Annotated in this window: 13 protein-coding genes; 7 read left to right on the top strand and 6 right to left on the bottom strand. The window is 62.7% G+C overall.

What is annotated here, in order from left to right; all coding sequences use genetic code 11:
• Positions 1-20: 20 nt before the first annotated feature.
• The gene (locus tag FHY50_RS06440) at positions 21-1,091 is read left to right on the top strand and encodes a sensor histidine kinase (protein ID WP_140047677.1); all 1,071 of its coding nucleotides are present in this window, start codon (positions 21-23) and stop codon (positions 1,089-1,091) included.
• Between the two features lie 4 nt (positions 1,092-1,095).
• Positions 1,096-1,833 (top strand): LytR/AlgR family response regulator transcription factor, encoded by a 738-nt coding sequence (locus tag FHY50_RS06435; protein ID WP_166745529.1) that lies wholly within the window; start codon positions 1,096-1,098, stop codon positions 1,831-1,833.
• Positions 1,834-2,213: 380 nt separating this feature from the next.
• Here the strand turns inward: FHY50_RS06435 and FHY50_RS06430 are convergent, their stop codons facing one another.
• Together FHY50_RS06430 and FHY50_RS06425 are read right to left on the bottom strand one after the other, a co-directional pair.
• The gene (locus FHY50_RS06430; RefSeq protein ID WP_140047675.1) at positions 2,214-2,591 is read right to left on the bottom strand and encodes a response regulator; all 378 of its coding nucleotides are present in this window, start codon (positions 2,589-2,591) and stop codon (positions 2,214-2,216) included.
• Positions 2,592-2,593: 2 nt separating this feature from the next.
• Positions 2,594-4,732: a GAF domain-containing protein gene (locus FHY50_RS06425; protein ID WP_243846744.1), complete on the bottom strand. Its 2,139-nt coding sequence runs from the start codon at positions 4,730-4,732 to the stop codon at positions 2,594-2,596.
• 407 nt (positions 4,733-5,139) lie between these two features.
• On the opposite strand from FHY50_RS06425, the gene FHY50_RS06420 reads away from it, so the two are divergent.
• Positions 5,140-6,426 (top strand): serine hydrolase domain-containing protein, encoded by a 1,287-nt coding sequence (locus tag FHY50_RS06420; protein ID WP_140047674.1) that lies wholly within the window; start codon positions 5,140-5,142, stop codon positions 6,424-6,426.
• 207 nt (positions 6,427-6,633) lie between these two features.
• Here the strand turns inward: FHY50_RS06420 and FHY50_RS06415 are convergent, their stop codons facing one another.
• The 4 genes from FHY50_RS06415 to FHY50_RS06400 form a co-directional block, all read right to left on the bottom strand.
• Positions 6,634-6,891, bottom strand: coding sequence for a hypothetical protein (locus FHY50_RS06415; protein ID WP_140047673.1), 258 nt, complete (start codon positions 6,889-6,891; stop codon positions 6,634-6,636).
• Between the two features lie 32 nt (positions 6,892-6,923).
• On the bottom strand, positions 6,924-7,190 hold the full coding sequence (locus FHY50_RS06410) for a hypothetical protein (protein ID WP_140047672.1): 267 nt from the start codon (positions 7,188-7,190) through the stop codon (positions 6,924-6,926).
• A gap of 351 nt (positions 7,191-7,541) precedes the next feature.
• On the bottom strand, positions 7,542-7,994 hold the full coding sequence (locus FHY50_RS06405) for a PA2169 family four-helix-bundle protein (RefSeq protein ID WP_140047671.1): 453 nt from the start codon (positions 7,992-7,994) through the stop codon (positions 7,542-7,544).
• A gap of 212 nt (positions 7,995-8,206) precedes the next feature.
• A complete protein-coding gene (locus FHY50_RS06400; RefSeq protein ID WP_180345095.1) occupies positions 8,207-8,566 on the bottom strand; it encodes a hypothetical protein in 360 nt (119 codons plus the stop codon).
• A 110-nt stretch (positions 8,567-8,676) separates the two neighbouring features.
• On the opposite strand from FHY50_RS06400, the gene FHY50_RS06395 reads away from it, so the two are divergent.
• The 4 genes from FHY50_RS06395 to rsgA all read left to right on the top strand — a co-directional run bounded on the left by FHY50_RS06395 (position 8,677) and on the right by rsgA (position 12,844).
• Entirely contained in the window at positions 8,677-9,012 is a 336-nt protein-coding gene (locus FHY50_RS06395) for a hypothetical protein (protein WP_140047670.1), read from the top strand.
• Positions 9,013-9,267: 255 nt separating this feature from the next.
• Complete coding sequence (locus FHY50_RS06390) at positions 9,268-9,750, top strand: PH domain-containing protein (RefSeq protein ID WP_140047669.1); 483 nt, start codon at positions 9,268-9,270, stop codon at positions 9,748-9,750.
• A gap of 83 nt (positions 9,751-9,833) precedes the next feature.
• Positions 9,834-11,231: a PH domain-containing protein gene (locus FHY50_RS06385; RefSeq protein WP_166745528.1), complete on the top strand. Its 1,398-nt coding sequence runs from the start codon at positions 9,834-9,836 to the stop codon at positions 11,229-11,231.
• A gap of 575 nt (positions 11,232-11,806) precedes the next feature.
• Complete coding sequence (gene rsgA, locus FHY50_RS06375) at positions 11,807-12,844, top strand: ribosome small subunit-dependent GTPase A (protein ID WP_140047666.1); 1,038 nt, start codon at positions 11,807-11,809, stop codon at positions 12,842-12,844.
• The last annotated feature ends 5 nt before the right edge of the window (positions 12,845-12,849 follow it).

Genomic DNA, 12,849 nt, shown 5'->3' with positions numbered 1-12,849 from the left:
GGGCGGGATAAAAGGGGCCGATGAACCGGGCAACCTCCCTCCCCATCGACCTGCCTGCGCGGGCGGTGATCGTGTCGATCGCTTGCTTCTGGATCGGCTGGATCGCGTTGATGAGCCTGCGCGCCGCGTTGCTAGACTTTGCCGAGCCGAGCGACCTGCTGGTCCGCCGGATCGTGGCGGCGCTTGCCGGCGCGGCGCTGACGCTGGTGTTCTGGCGCGGGCTTCGCTTCGTGCGCAGCGACCGGCCCGTCCGGATCGCGTTGGCGGCGTTGATCGGCGCGATCCCGGCCACGATCGCCTTCGCGTGCGTCAACTGGTTCCTGTTCTACGGCTGGCACCCGCCGGCCTCGCTCGCCGCCGACGTGGCGCGCTGGGGCTATGTCCGGGTGTGGCGCTACGCCGTCATCGACACGTCGGTCTCCTGGTTCTTCTTCTTCGGCGGCTGGGCGATCCTGTATCTCTTCCTGCGTGCCGCCGCCCGGTCGGCTGCAGCCGAGAAGGCGAGCATGCAGGCGCAGCTTCGCGCGCTGCGCTACCAAATTCACCCGCACTTCCTGTTCAACGCGCTGAACGCGCTTGCCGATCTCGTCCAGACCGGACGAGGCGACGACGCCGATCGCATGATCCTCGACCTGTCGGCGCTACTGCGCCGGATGCTGAGCGAGGACGATGGCGCGCCCGACATTCCGCTTGCGGACGAGGTCGATCTGCAACGCCTGTATCTGGCGCTGGAGGCGCGCCGGTTCGAGCATCGGCTGCGGGTGGAGATCGACCTGCCGGACGAACTTGCCGACACGCCCGTGCCACGACTGATCCTGCAGCCGCTGGTCGAGAATGCGGTCAAATATGCCGTTGGCGGCTCGCACGCAGTGGTAACGATCAGGATCGCCGCCGAAGCCGATGCACGGGGGCTGCTGCTGGTTGTCGAGGACGACGGATCGGCGCGAAGCGACGCCTCGTCGGGCTTCGGCATCGGGCTGGCGAACGTCCGCGACCGCCTGCAGGTGGTGTATGGCGATACCGCACGCCTTGTCGCCGGTTCGCGCGCCGGCGGCGGCTATCGCGCCTCGATCGCGCTGCCGCATGGCTGATCGCATGCGCACGCTGATCGTCGATGACGAACCCGCCGCCATCCGTCGGCTTGTCCGGCTGTGCGAGAAGATGCCGTCGATCGAGGTGGCGGCGACCGCGAACGATGGGGGTAAGGCGCTGGCCATGCTGAATCGGCTGTGCGTCGACCTCATCCTACTTGATATCGAGATGCCTGGCCTGTCCGGCCTCGCGATGGCCGAGCGGCTCGTTGGTCGCATGCCGGCACCCGCGATCGTCTTCGTCACCGCCTACGAACAGTTCGCGCTTCAGGCCTTCGCGGTCGATGCCGTCGGATATCTGCTCAAGCCGGTCGATCCGGCGCAGTTGCGCGCGACGATTGAACGCATCGAGCGCCGGCTGGCGCCCACCCTGCGGGAACCCACGTCCATGGCCTCGGCGCGGCCAGTGGCGGCCGCGATTTTCTGGGTGCCCTTCCGCGGCACGTTGCTGCGGCTGGAGGGCAAGGACATCGACCGCATCACCAGCGAGGACGATTATGCCCGGCTGCATTGCGGCGACAAGAGCTATCTGGTCGCCGAGCGGCTCTACGCGATCGAGCAACGGCTGGGCGGCGACTGCTTCGTTCGCGTCCATCGCTCCACCTTGGTGAACAGCGATCGGGTTGAAGCGCTCGAGAACGATGCGGGAACCTGGTCGGTCCGGCTGTCGTCCGGCGAGCGCCTGGCCATCGGCCGCTCGTTCCTGCCCGCGGTGCGCTCGCGTCTGGGCATCACGATCTAACGGTCGTGAAATTGTGTACGTCGAATGACGGTTGTGCTGAGCAATTTCAGACCCGCGATGCACTTGTCGTCCGCAGTGGTCGAAGGGTTCCTTCAACGATCTGGACGATTGAACGCACGTCCTATCTCGGGGAGCTGGCAAAGCGCCGCGAGCGACCGAGTGTTGGGCGGGCAGCGTTCGTTGCCTTCAAAATTAACCGACTCCACTTGTGGGAAGCTGAAGGGGCGGTCTGAACGTCCACTTCTGGGTCCGCTCAGACGTCGGTGCGTTCGGCCAGTTCTAAAAGGTCGCTGGCCCAGTGTTCCACTTCTCCGCGAAAGTGCGCAGGTGGCTCAGCCTGACGCGCCCAGCTAAGCTGCGACGCTTCAGTCAGCTGTGGCTCACGTAACCAGACGATGCATAGCGTCAAGGACACGCCGGTGGTTGAGCGGCTTGGGAAGAAACACCGCGCCCTCGGGCATGTCTGCAACCCCCGGAGCGACCCCTGCTGTGGTTACGATGATCTTGATAGGAGGCCAGCGGCGACGAACCGCAGCAGCGAGCTTTAGCCCGTCCATCGCTCCAGGCATGTCGATGTCGGTCAGCACGAGGCGAACGTCGGCCCGCGCTTCCAGGAGAGCGATGGCGTGAGGTGCGTCGTGCGCCTCGAGCACCTTGAACCCGGCCTCTTCGGCCATGTTGATCATGTCCATGCGCTGAAGGGGTTCGTCCTCGACGACGAGCACGATCGCGAGCCCGCCAAATTCTTCGTCGGCCATGATTACGCCTGCTCTACTTGGGACAACGGCGCGCGAAAGCAGGCCGTCAGACCGGGTTGTTCATAGCGAACGGCAGAGCCGCCGGTTCCGATTAGGCCAAGACGAACCAGCCGCGATCCAAATCCTTTCCGCGTTGGCACGACCGCTGGCGGTCCTCCGCGCTCGGTCCACTCCAACACCAGCTCGCCATCGCCGTCGGCATCATCGACACGCCAGTCGATGCCAACGCGACCGCTGTTTGTGCACAGGGCGCCATACTTCATCGCGTTGGTCGCGAGTTCGTGGATCAACAGTGACGTGCTCAGCGTCGCCCTGCCGCCCAAGTTGATGTCGGGGCCGACGACGTCGCAGCGATCCAGCACGCCGACATTGTCCAGAACGCTGGCCAACACTTCCTTCAACGCTGCAGCCTTCCACCGGCCCGACATCAGTGCGTCGTGCGCAGCGCCGAGCGACTGGAGCCGCGCCGCGAACGCATCGAGCCCCTCGCGCGACGCATCGCCCCGCAACGTCTGGCTGGCGATCGCCTGTGTCATGGAGAGCGAGTTCTTGAGCCGGTGCGAAATCTCCTTGTTGATGACGTCCTGCCGCTCCTCATCGCGACGCCGGGCGATCGCGATCTCCAGCCGGTCGGCGGCGTTGCGCAGAAACGCTACTTCGTCCTCGGTCCAGGCGTGCGGCTGCTCCCGATGCACGATGAGCACGACCGTCGTGCGCCCATCATCCCTGACGGGCACGTTGACCACGGACCGCGCCCTGAGCGCTTGCCAGCCCGCCGGCTCGTCCGACGTGCGCGGATCGGTCTCCACGTCGTCGATGACGAGGGTCTCGCCCTGGACAAGCTGATCGCGGACGCGACCATAGTCTGCAAAGCGATAGTCGCCTGCGATGGGCGGCATGCCGGGCAGAGCCCAGCCGGCGTCCACCTTGATTCGCTCGCGCGTGTGATCGAGTTCGCCCACCGTCGCACGCGATGCGTCGACAGCGATGCCGACCACCTCAGCCGCGCGTGCCAGCATCTCAGCCGTGTCGACGCTGTCGCGAATCAGGTCTCCTAGCACCAGCAGAGCGTCGCGGCGCCGGACCGTCTCCACGCGTGCGGTGGTCTCATGGAATATAACGGTGAAGTCGTCGCCGCCGACCCATTGCGCGGTGCCGTCATACCAGCGGTTGGACGATCCCACTCGCTGAGTGAAGCGGACGGGTTCGTGGGTGTCGACGACTTCGGCCAGCCCCGTAACCCAATTCTCCTCGACCCCTGGCATCACCTCGCGGATCGTCCGTCCACGCGCCTCGTCGGCATCTATGCCGACCAGCCCACCCCAGGCGTTGTTCACGTCCTCATAGCGCCAGTCGAAGATGCGGCCATCGGCATCGCGTAGGACGCGAGCGTAGATGAACCCCTGGCCCATGTTCCGGTAAAGCTGGCGCCAACGTCCCTCAGACACTGACAGCGCCGCTTCTACCCCACTCTGCTCCGCCAGCAGCTCCTGCAGATCCAGCGCGTCCCGCCGTGCTTCGAGCAGCGCGACGGTCTGGCGCGCGAGCCGCTCCAGTCCAAGCAGTTGGTCCGGTGACAACCCATGCGGTCGCGGCACGGTGTCGATGACGCAGAGCGCGCCCACGACGCCGTAGCGAGTGGCGAGCGGCGCGCCCGCGTAGAAGCGTATAGCCGGCGCGCCGGTCACAAGCGGGTTGTCTCGCGTGCGCTTGTCGGCAGTAAGATCGGGAATGACGATCGTCCTCGCCTCGCGCACGACGTGACGACACACCGAGCTATCGAGTCCGGTCTGATGCGGCTCGAAGCCGACACGTGCCTTGAACCACTGACGATCGAAATCGAGGAGGGAGATCAGGGCCGTCGGCACGGCACAAATCTGTGCAGCCAGCGCGGTCAGATCGTCAAAACCCTGCTCAGGCGCGGTGTCGAGTATCGCATAGCGCAGCACCGCTCCGCCATTGTCGTCGGAATTTTCCCCCATGGCTTTGGAATGACCCAACCGTCTGTCGGACGCAACCGGCAACGAAGAAGGGGCTAGTTGCAGATCGTCATCATGCAGCAGCTGACCCTTGCCGTCGTCGGCATCGACGTCTCGATCCTCAATGGTGGCTGCTGCGCACGAGCGGGTAGGCGAAGTCAAGGGTGCCGATGTCGAGGTTGAGTTGCGGATGCGCGAACATCATGGCGATCATAACGTCACCGAATGGCCAGCCCGCGTGCATCCCGTAGACGCACAGGTGGGGGTGGCGAGTGAGAACGGGCTCCAGCCGCAGGGAATTGCTCGGTGCGACACGATAGGCAGGGGTCGCGAAGAGCCGCTAGCGGCGCGGCGATTTGAGATGAACCAATGTCCGGTCACGGCAAGCTGCTCGAGGCAGACGAGTGACCGGCATTAGGTCAGCCCAGCCAACTCTGCGTGAGCGTTCGGACTCACGCCTTTGCGCTACAGCCCACGTGGTCTCGCCAACTGACCATAAGGCAGTCGCGCAACCTTCCAAGCGGGACGCGACACCGCTAGTCTCGTGAACTTTCCGTCGAGGATCGTTTGTGAAGCCATTTCTTCTGAGTGTCGCGGCGCTCGTTATCACGGTTCCAGCCGTTGCGCAGCCGGGCCCTTCGAGGGCCACCGCAGCAGCGAGCCCTGCGGTCCCAATCGACAAGGCGCGGATCGACCGGGCGCTCGCCGCCATGGTCTCCAGCGGGCGCGCCGTTGGCGTTTCGGCCTTGGTCTGGAAGGACGGTCGCGAAGTCTATTCCGGCATCGCCGGCGAGGCCGATCGCGAAGCCAACCGCCCGATGCGGCGAGATACCCTGGCCCAGATCTATTCCATGACCAAGCCGGTCACGGGTGTCGCTCTGATGAAGTTATGGGAGCAGGGAAGATTTGGCCTGGACGATCCGCTCGCACGCTATTTGCCAGAATTCAGCCAGACCAGAGTGTTCGCCGGGCTCGACGCGTCGGGCAAGCCGATCTTGCGGGCGCCGGATCGTCCTATCCTCATACGCGACATCCTCCGCCACACCGCCGGCTTTGGCTATGGTGCGGGCGACGATCATCCCGGAAGGGAGTGGGCAATGCTCGAGCCATTGAACCCTGATCATGACTTGGCCGAGTTCGGCCGCCGACTTGCCAAGGTGCCGTTGCTTGCCGACCCAGGCCGGCGGTGGAGCTACAGCGCGGCCGTCGACGTGCAGGCCCTTCTTGTCGAGAAGCTCACGGGAATACCGTTCGAACGTTATGTCCGTGAGCAGATCTTCGTCCCGCTCGGCATGACGGAAACCGCCTGGACGCAGCCGGAGGATCGCTACCCCAGGCTCGCCGCCATGTACGAGAAAGGTGCTGGCGGAAAGTTGCAACGTGCATCCGAGAAGGAACAGCGGGGGTTGAACTTCAACCCTGATCGAAAGCTCACGATGGGCGGTGCCGGGCTCGTCTCATCAGTGGACGACTATATGCAATTTGCACGCATGCTGTTGAACAATGGCAGCCTAGACGGTGTGAGCATACTCAAGCCATCGACGGTTAAGCTGATGGCTACCGACCAACTTGACCCGCTCGTGACGGAGCGCTCTTGGCTGTCCAGCAAGGGCAACGGAGGATTCGGAATCGACTTCTTCGTCCGTACGGGTCAGCCGCGAGACGCTCGCGAGAACCGGGGAGCTCTCGGCGAGTATTTCTGGGACGGGAGGGCCTCGACGCTCTTCTGGGTCGATCCGGTAAACAAGATCACGGCGGTCTTTCTGGTACAGGTGATCCCCTTCGATGGCACGCTCCACCGGGACCTGCGACGCGCGGTTTACGGCGACGACTATTTGGGGCCGAAGGGCGACTGATTGCTGGTCGCCGGTCCGGCTATGTCTCGGCTGTCCATTAGCTGACAGCGGTCCGGATCGCGAACTGATGCCGTATAAGACGTGGCGATGGGGCGGGGAGAGTTTCGCCAACTAGGAGCGCTTGTACGCCGACATGAACGAACGACCGGAGTTGGGCAGTCGGAAATAGGCTGCGAACGTCTGCAGATGGGTCGAAATGGTTGGCAGCTATAGCCCCACCTTTTCAAGGGCAGCGGCGAATTCTGGATCGATCTCGCCATCGGCTTTCGGCGTGAGTCGGTTCAAGGCTGTCTGTATTCTCTTCTGCGCAACCTGAAACGCCTTGTGCCGAACTTCGCGGATCGCGTTGGTCCGCCACGATCGGCTCTCGCCTAGTAGCGCCGCCCATCTTGCTTCTTCCGCCTCCAATACCGCTAGAGCGAGCCGCAAGCCATCTCGCCGGCCATGAGCATATTCATCCGACATCAGCGGTGCACTCGGGTACTAATGTCATCGGCTCACCTGTCCTCGGCGATTTGGCGATCAACGCTGTCCATGAAGTCTCGCGCCGAATCCCGATCGGCTTCGTCCTCAAAGGCGACATCCAGGTCGGGGGCGGCGCCGAGCATGTAGGCGAGGCACCAGAGGGCGAAACGGCGTCCCCCGTCGCGCTCCAGCCCTAACTGAACCTGTAGGCGGTCGATACCGGCGGAGAGCCGCTCCGGCGCAAGGTCGGCAATCTCAGCCGTGCCGAACAATTGGATAAGGAGTTGGTCGAAGTCCATGACCGTCCTTAGCGGACCCTCGACCTGCCCAAAACCCACCCGTCGAAGCCGCCTGGCCGACAGTACGCAGAGGAGAGGCAGATAAACATGTTACCACCGTTAAAGCTCAGCCGACGTGGCCGAGAAACCTGAAAGGCGCTGCTTGCTGGACCTGAACGGGCGACCGCACTTAATAGCGACAAACCAAATCTGGTTGTCTGCGGTTCGGTCGCTGCCGACGCAATCATTGGAACGGGGTCGGGTCACCCGACGGCCAGGAATGACGTCGCAACCGTCGACGTCATTGAAAGCCTGTCGTTCAGGGCGGCGTGCGCGGGCCGGTGTTTCAGACCCGCGCACACGGCCGTCGTTTTAGCTTTCCATCGAGTGCTTGAGATCGCGCATCTCGTCGTGGCCGGCTTTCACCGAGCCCCAAGCAGCCCCGATCGCCGACTTCGTTTCCGGCGATAGTTCGTCGTCCTTCATCGCGTCTTCGAACTTGGCCTTGATGTGGTCCTCACCGCGCTCGACCTCGTTGACGATCGCCTTGTCGTCCTTGCCAGTTACGGCGGACTTCAGATTGACGAATACACGGTGCGCCCCGGCTAGGATCGTACCGTCGTCCTCAGGACTGCCACCTAGCCGCGTCACTTCTGCCTGCAGATTGCTTGCCACCTGACGGCGCTCGTGAGCACGGCTGGTGAACATCGGCGTGAAGCGGCTGTTTTCGCTGTCCTTGGCGGCTTCCTGATAGCCGTCGACGCTGTCGATCGTAGTGGCGATGAGGCCGTTTAGGGTACGGATGTCGTGGCTGGTGTCGGCCATTTAGGGGTACTCGCTACTGTTATTGGAAGCCGGGTAACGCGCGTCCGCTCGCAAGTCTCCACGCCTCTCGCCCTGACAAGCGAGCGTCTCCGCTGGCAATGGACCAACCATCGTCCGAGTCGCCGATCATAATGAATGAGAGTGACGGGCTGGGGGGCTGCTCAGTAGCCTTGAGTGGCCGAAACAGGGGGCTATTGGGCGCAGCGCCGCATTCACTGATGACGGAAGATCTTCTCGAAGCCTTCATTCGCCTTTGTCATTTTGGCTAGCTTCCGAAAATAAGTGCGAACATGCCGTTCGAACCGAGTATCGTCATGGAGGCCCGCCGCAGGATATTCGTCCTGGCCGATCAACTCCTTGAGGCGGGCGGCGAGCGCAGCCTGATCGTTCGTGCAATCGGCGTTCTTCAAGGCGCGGCATGCCCATTCCTCGGCCGCGGCTTTGTCGAAATCATCCCGGGCTTCATAGCCGCGCCTGTCCGCCGCCGCCTGATCCAGCCGCGATGCCTCGTAGCGGCGCTCCAGCCATCTGCGGACCAATTTCGCGTCCCACGCTTTCAACGAAGCCGTCATCGTTCCATCCCGATCGGTCCGCGGCGACGGGACCCAGTTGCCAACTTTCCATATGATGCAGCGGGTCGCTTCGCTACAGGCGACGGCAATCAAGGCAGTTAGATCGAGCTATGGCCAGACGTTCGAAACAGGATCCCTACGATCACCTTCCGAAGGAGAACGACGCCCCCGCCTCGCCGGTGCCATGCTGGCTCTGTGGCCGGCCGACCGGCCAGACCATTGTCTGGCACCATCCCGTGCCCAAGAGCCGCGGTGGCCGCGACGTCGTGCCGATGCATTCGATCTGCCAGCAAACCTTGATCGCCAATTTCACCAATTCTGAATTGCAGCGGCATGGCACGGAGGTCGCGGGCCTGCTCGATAATCCGAACGTGCGCAAATTTGTGGACTGGGTGGCGAAGAAGGATCCTGACTTTACCGCAACCATCACGAAGAAGCAGCGCTGATACCTGGCATTTCGTGTCGGCGAATAAACGGCATGTTTCGGGAGCGGGTAATGCGACCTTCAGCGGCCGGCGTTGGGTCTTATCGCTTCAGCGCCCAACCAAATGAACTTCCGCTTCCGACCTCCGGTCGTCCAACCGCCGCCAGTCGGCTCTTGGAACGGACCTGATAATCCAACGGCAGCAGAAAGCCGAGCGCTCTACGCGGACGCTGGGTATTCGGGTTCCCATCGCTGTTGGGCGCTGTAGTGACAATGCATGGCACCTCAAATCGAACCACAGCTACTCACCGTTGAGCCAAACTACCGTCACGTCCTTCGTGCGCGGGTCGCCTTAACGTCCTTCATCGTGGCGATCGGTGCTATCGTTATCGATCAAACCCTGCTGCGCGATACGCCTTTCCGCGGCGTGCTTTCGATCGCTGTTCCTTTGATCGCGATGCCCATTGTCCTCGTCGTCCCGCAACGTCGGTATCTCCGCCTGCGCTACCGGCTGACCAACCAAATCCTGCAAAGCGTCCAGGGTTGGCTGTTCCAGACCGACACGCTCGTGCCACTTGTTCGCGTCCAGCACCTCGACGTTACGCGGGGGCCGCTGGACAAAATGTTCGGTACCGCCAGCCTCGTCGTTCATACCGCGGGCACTCATAACAGTACCGTCACCGTCAACGGCTTAGCACCGGAGCGTGCCGCTGAAATCCGTGAAATCATTCGTGAAAATGTGCGTTCGGACTTCGCATGAGAACAGCTGACATAGCCGTTGGTACACCTGAACGGCTCCATCCGCTTTACCTCTTAACCGGCCTGGGGAGCTGGCTGCGGCAGATGATTGGCGGCTACGCGGCGATTGGCTGTTCTGCTGCAACCGGCAATTGGCGCACGGCCGCGCTGTTACTTGCTGTCATGGCAGTTGTAATGGTGGGTGGAGTGTTCCTGCACTGGCGGCGCTTCGAATATCGTGTCGGCGTGAATGAAATTCGCATCGACAGCGGGATCCTTAAGCGGACCCATCGCTCGATCCCTTTCGACCGGATCCAGGACGTTGATATCAGCCAGGGTCCGATTCTTCGGCTACTTGGTCTAGCGCGCGTCAAGTTTGAGACGGGCGGTTCGGCGGGAGGAAAGGACGATGACGGTGCGCTGGCAGGGATCGCGCTGACTCGCGCAGAAACGCTGCGAGACCAAGTCCGATCACTTCGCGGTGCGGGGGGCGTTGTCACCGCGAGCGAGGCCGATGCCGCTTCCAACTCTCCGATAGTGTTTTCGATGGACATCCGCCGCGTACTGGTGGCCGGAGTATTCAATTTCTCGCTGGCGATCATTGCCGCCCTTTTCGGAATCACGCAGACGATCGGTGACGTTGCCGGCTTCGATCTCTTCGCACGGCGTTTCTGGCGCCAAGCGTTGGACGCTGGATCGCCTATCGTCGACTTGATCCTGCCGTATCATCTGTTCGCGGTTCTTGCCGGGGCAGTGCTGCTGATCGCAATCGGACTCGCCGCCGGCGTAATCCGGACCGTCGCGCGCGAATTTCGCTTCCGCCTCGACCGCACCTCCGCTGGGCTGCGCCGGCGCCGCGGCCTTTTCACGCTCACCGATGTCACCTTGCCAATCCGCCGTATCCAAGCGGCGATCATCGCCTCAGGGCCCGTGCGCGACAACCTTGGCTGGAGTGAACTGAAGCTTCAAAGTTTGGCAAGCGATGATGGCAGCAAGGGCGATCATGTGGTTGCGCCGCTCGCCCGTGAATACGAAATTGCTTCCATCCTTGGCGAACTCGACTGGCGGCCGCTTGATACGTCAGTCCCGACGTCGAGGATTTCGCGCGCCTATGCCTGGAGCTTTACCGCTCCTGCCGCTTTGCTCCTGATCCCGCTCGTTATCCTATCGCTGGTCATGCCATGGATCGGCGCCGCCGGGCTAACCGTCGTCGCCGTGCTGATCACCACGCGATGGCTATGCTGGCGACGCTTTCGATATGCGCTCGACACGGATCGCTTGCTGATCCGTTCGGGGTGGTGGCGTCGGCGCCGGATCATTCTTCCACTAAGCAGCATTCAAAGCGCTGACGTGACCGAAAGCATCTTCAGCCGCCTGTTCGGCGTCGCCGCGGTCACGTTTGGCGTTGCCAGCGGCCGCGGTTATTCATCCCACCGCATTCCTGCCGTAAACCGCGAGATTGCGTACACGCTGCGAAGGCAGGCCCTGGCAGCGTACCTCTGATTAATTGTAAGCAGAGATCGCTCGGGCTGCGCTTTGGATGAGGTAGAGCTCGCGGACAGCCACGGTGATCGAAACGGCGGCATGCGAGCGCAAGGCCGCAAGTACGGTCCTCGCGATGCGATCGATTGTCGCGATCTTGCGATAACCGACCATAGAAACAATAGCCGCCACGAACTGAAGTCAACTACCGGTATCTCGCACCACTCGCGGGATACGGGCTTTTGGGCATTCTGCTTCACGAGGCGCGACGAGCGGGCACGTTCACCAGAACCTCTGCCGAAAGGCGCACGCTAGCGACGCGTAGACGCCGACTAGTCGCGGACGGAAGATGGGTGTAGCCAAGCCGCCGGTGTCCTGCGGTCGAGCATTGTGCCTGACTAGGAACCACGGATCTGGAGTAATCGGCATCCCACGCAAAACCAATTACGATTTTGAGCGCCGCGAGCGCGAGAAAACCAAGGCCAGCGAGTCCGCGAAGAAAGCGCAAGCGAAGGCGGAGAAGCGGGCGGCCGGGCAGGGAGCGCCGGATACCGGTGGCGCAGTCGGCGCATAAGTTGGCCGGCGGGATTGTCGACATGTCCGACGTCACTCTGGCGCAGTTTGGTTGGAGGGCTTTCTTCAGCAAACAAGTCTCCGCCGAGGAAAAGATTTGCTGTCGGCCGGTTCGAGTAATGTCGGTGCATCGTGGAAGAGTTACGGTGGCGGGGGAGGGTTTCGAGGACTCTATCGTATCCACCCTACCCGGCGCAGAGGGGGGCGAGGATCGACCTACAGTCGGCGACTGGCTGTTGATCGATCATGACAACCACGGCCTGAAGCGAATTCTCGATCGCGCGAGTTTGTTCAAGCGGCCAGCTCCAGGGGATGACCGCCGGGTCCAGCTTATTGCAGCAAACATCGATACGCTTTTTGTAGTTACCTCCTGTAACCGGGACTTCAACGTTGCGCGCCTTGAACGCTATCTCGTTCTTGCCCGCGAGGTGGGTGTACGGCCGGTCGTCGTGCTGACGAAGGCAGACCAGACTCCTGTCCCAGGGCGCTTCGCCGATGCGGCGCGGGCGCTTCAGTCCGACTTACGTGTGGAATCCGTCAACGCGCGCGATCCGACGAGCGCCGCCCTCATGGCGCGCTACTGCGCCGCCGGACAAACGGTCGCGCTGGTGGGATCGTCAGGGGTGGGCAAGTCGACGCTGATCAACACGCTGACGGGATCCGCCGACATCGCGACGCAGGCCGTCCGCGAGGACGACGGCAAGGGCCGGCACACGACGACCGTCCGTGAGATGCACCGCCTTTCCCGGGGCGGCTGGCTTATCGATACACCCGGCATTCGCGAGCTTCAGATGTCGGCGGTGACGTCCGGCGTAGCTGAGGTTTTTGACGACGTCACCGACGTTGCGCTTGAGTGCCAGTTTACGAATTGCGGCCATGGCGAAGAACCCGGTTGTGCCATTGTCGCTGCGGTGGCGCTGGGTTCGCTTGATCCTGCTCGGATCGACCGGTGGCGAAAGCTCGCCGAAGAAGACGCGCAGAACAGCGGCGCTGTGGAAACTCGCCCCCGTTCCCGCTCGCGGAGGACGGGCAACAGGAAATCACGATTGCCTGATCAGTAAGCGCC

This window comes from Sphingomonas japonica (genome assembly GCF_006346325.1).
Taxonomy (GTDB): Bacteria; Pseudomonadota; Alphaproteobacteria; order Sphingomonadales; family Sphingomonadaceae; genus Sphingomonas; species Sphingomonas japonica.
This window is presented reverse-complemented; position numbering and strand designations above follow the sequence as displayed.

What these genes read in the sequence shown, in the direction of transcription:
- FHY50_RS06440 (WP_140047677.1), top strand. Translation starts at nt 21, where the DNA reads ATGAACCGGGCAACCTCCCTCCCCATCGACCTGCCTGCGCGGGCGGTG.
- FHY50_RS06435 (WP_166745529.1), top strand. Translation starts at nt 1,096, where the DNA reads ATGCGCACGCTGATCGTCGATGACGAACCCGCCGCCATCCGTCGGCTT.
- FHY50_RS06430 (WP_140047675.1), bottom strand. Translation starts at nt 2,591, where the DNA reads ATGGCCGACGAAGAATTTGGCGGGCTCGCGATCGTGCTCGTCGTCGAG.
- FHY50_RS06415 (WP_140047673.1), bottom strand. Translation starts at nt 6,891, where the DNA reads ATGTCGGATGAATATGCTCATGGCCGGCGAGATGGCTTGCGGCTCGCT.
- FHY50_RS06410 (WP_140047672.1), bottom strand. Translation starts at nt 7,190, where the DNA reads ATGGACTTCGACCAACTCCTTATCCAATTGTTCGGCACGGCTGAGATT.
- FHY50_RS06405 (WP_140047671.1), bottom strand. Translation starts at nt 7,994, where the DNA reads ATGGCCGACACCAGCCACGACATCCGTACCCTAAACGGCCTCATCGCC.
- FHY50_RS06400 (WP_180345095.1), bottom strand. Translation starts at nt 8,566, where the DNA reads ATGACGGCTTCGTTGAAAGCGTGGGACGCGAAATTGGTCCGCAGATGG.
- FHY50_RS06395 (WP_140047670.1), top strand. Translation starts at nt 8,677, where the DNA reads ATGGCCAGACGTTCGAAACAGGATCCCTACGATCACCTTCCGAAGGAG.
- FHY50_RS06390 (WP_140047669.1), top strand. Translation starts at nt 9,268, where the DNA reads ATGGCACCTCAAATCGAACCACAGCTACTCACCGTTGAGCCAAACTAC.
- FHY50_RS06385 (WP_166745528.1), top strand. Translation starts at nt 9,834, where the DNA reads ATGATTGGCGGCTACGCGGCGATTGGCTGTTCTGCTGCAACCGGCAAT.
- rsgA (WP_140047666.1), top strand. Translation starts at nt 11,807, where the DNA reads ATGTCCGACGTCACTCTGGCGCAGTTTGGTTGGAGGGCTTTCTTCAGC.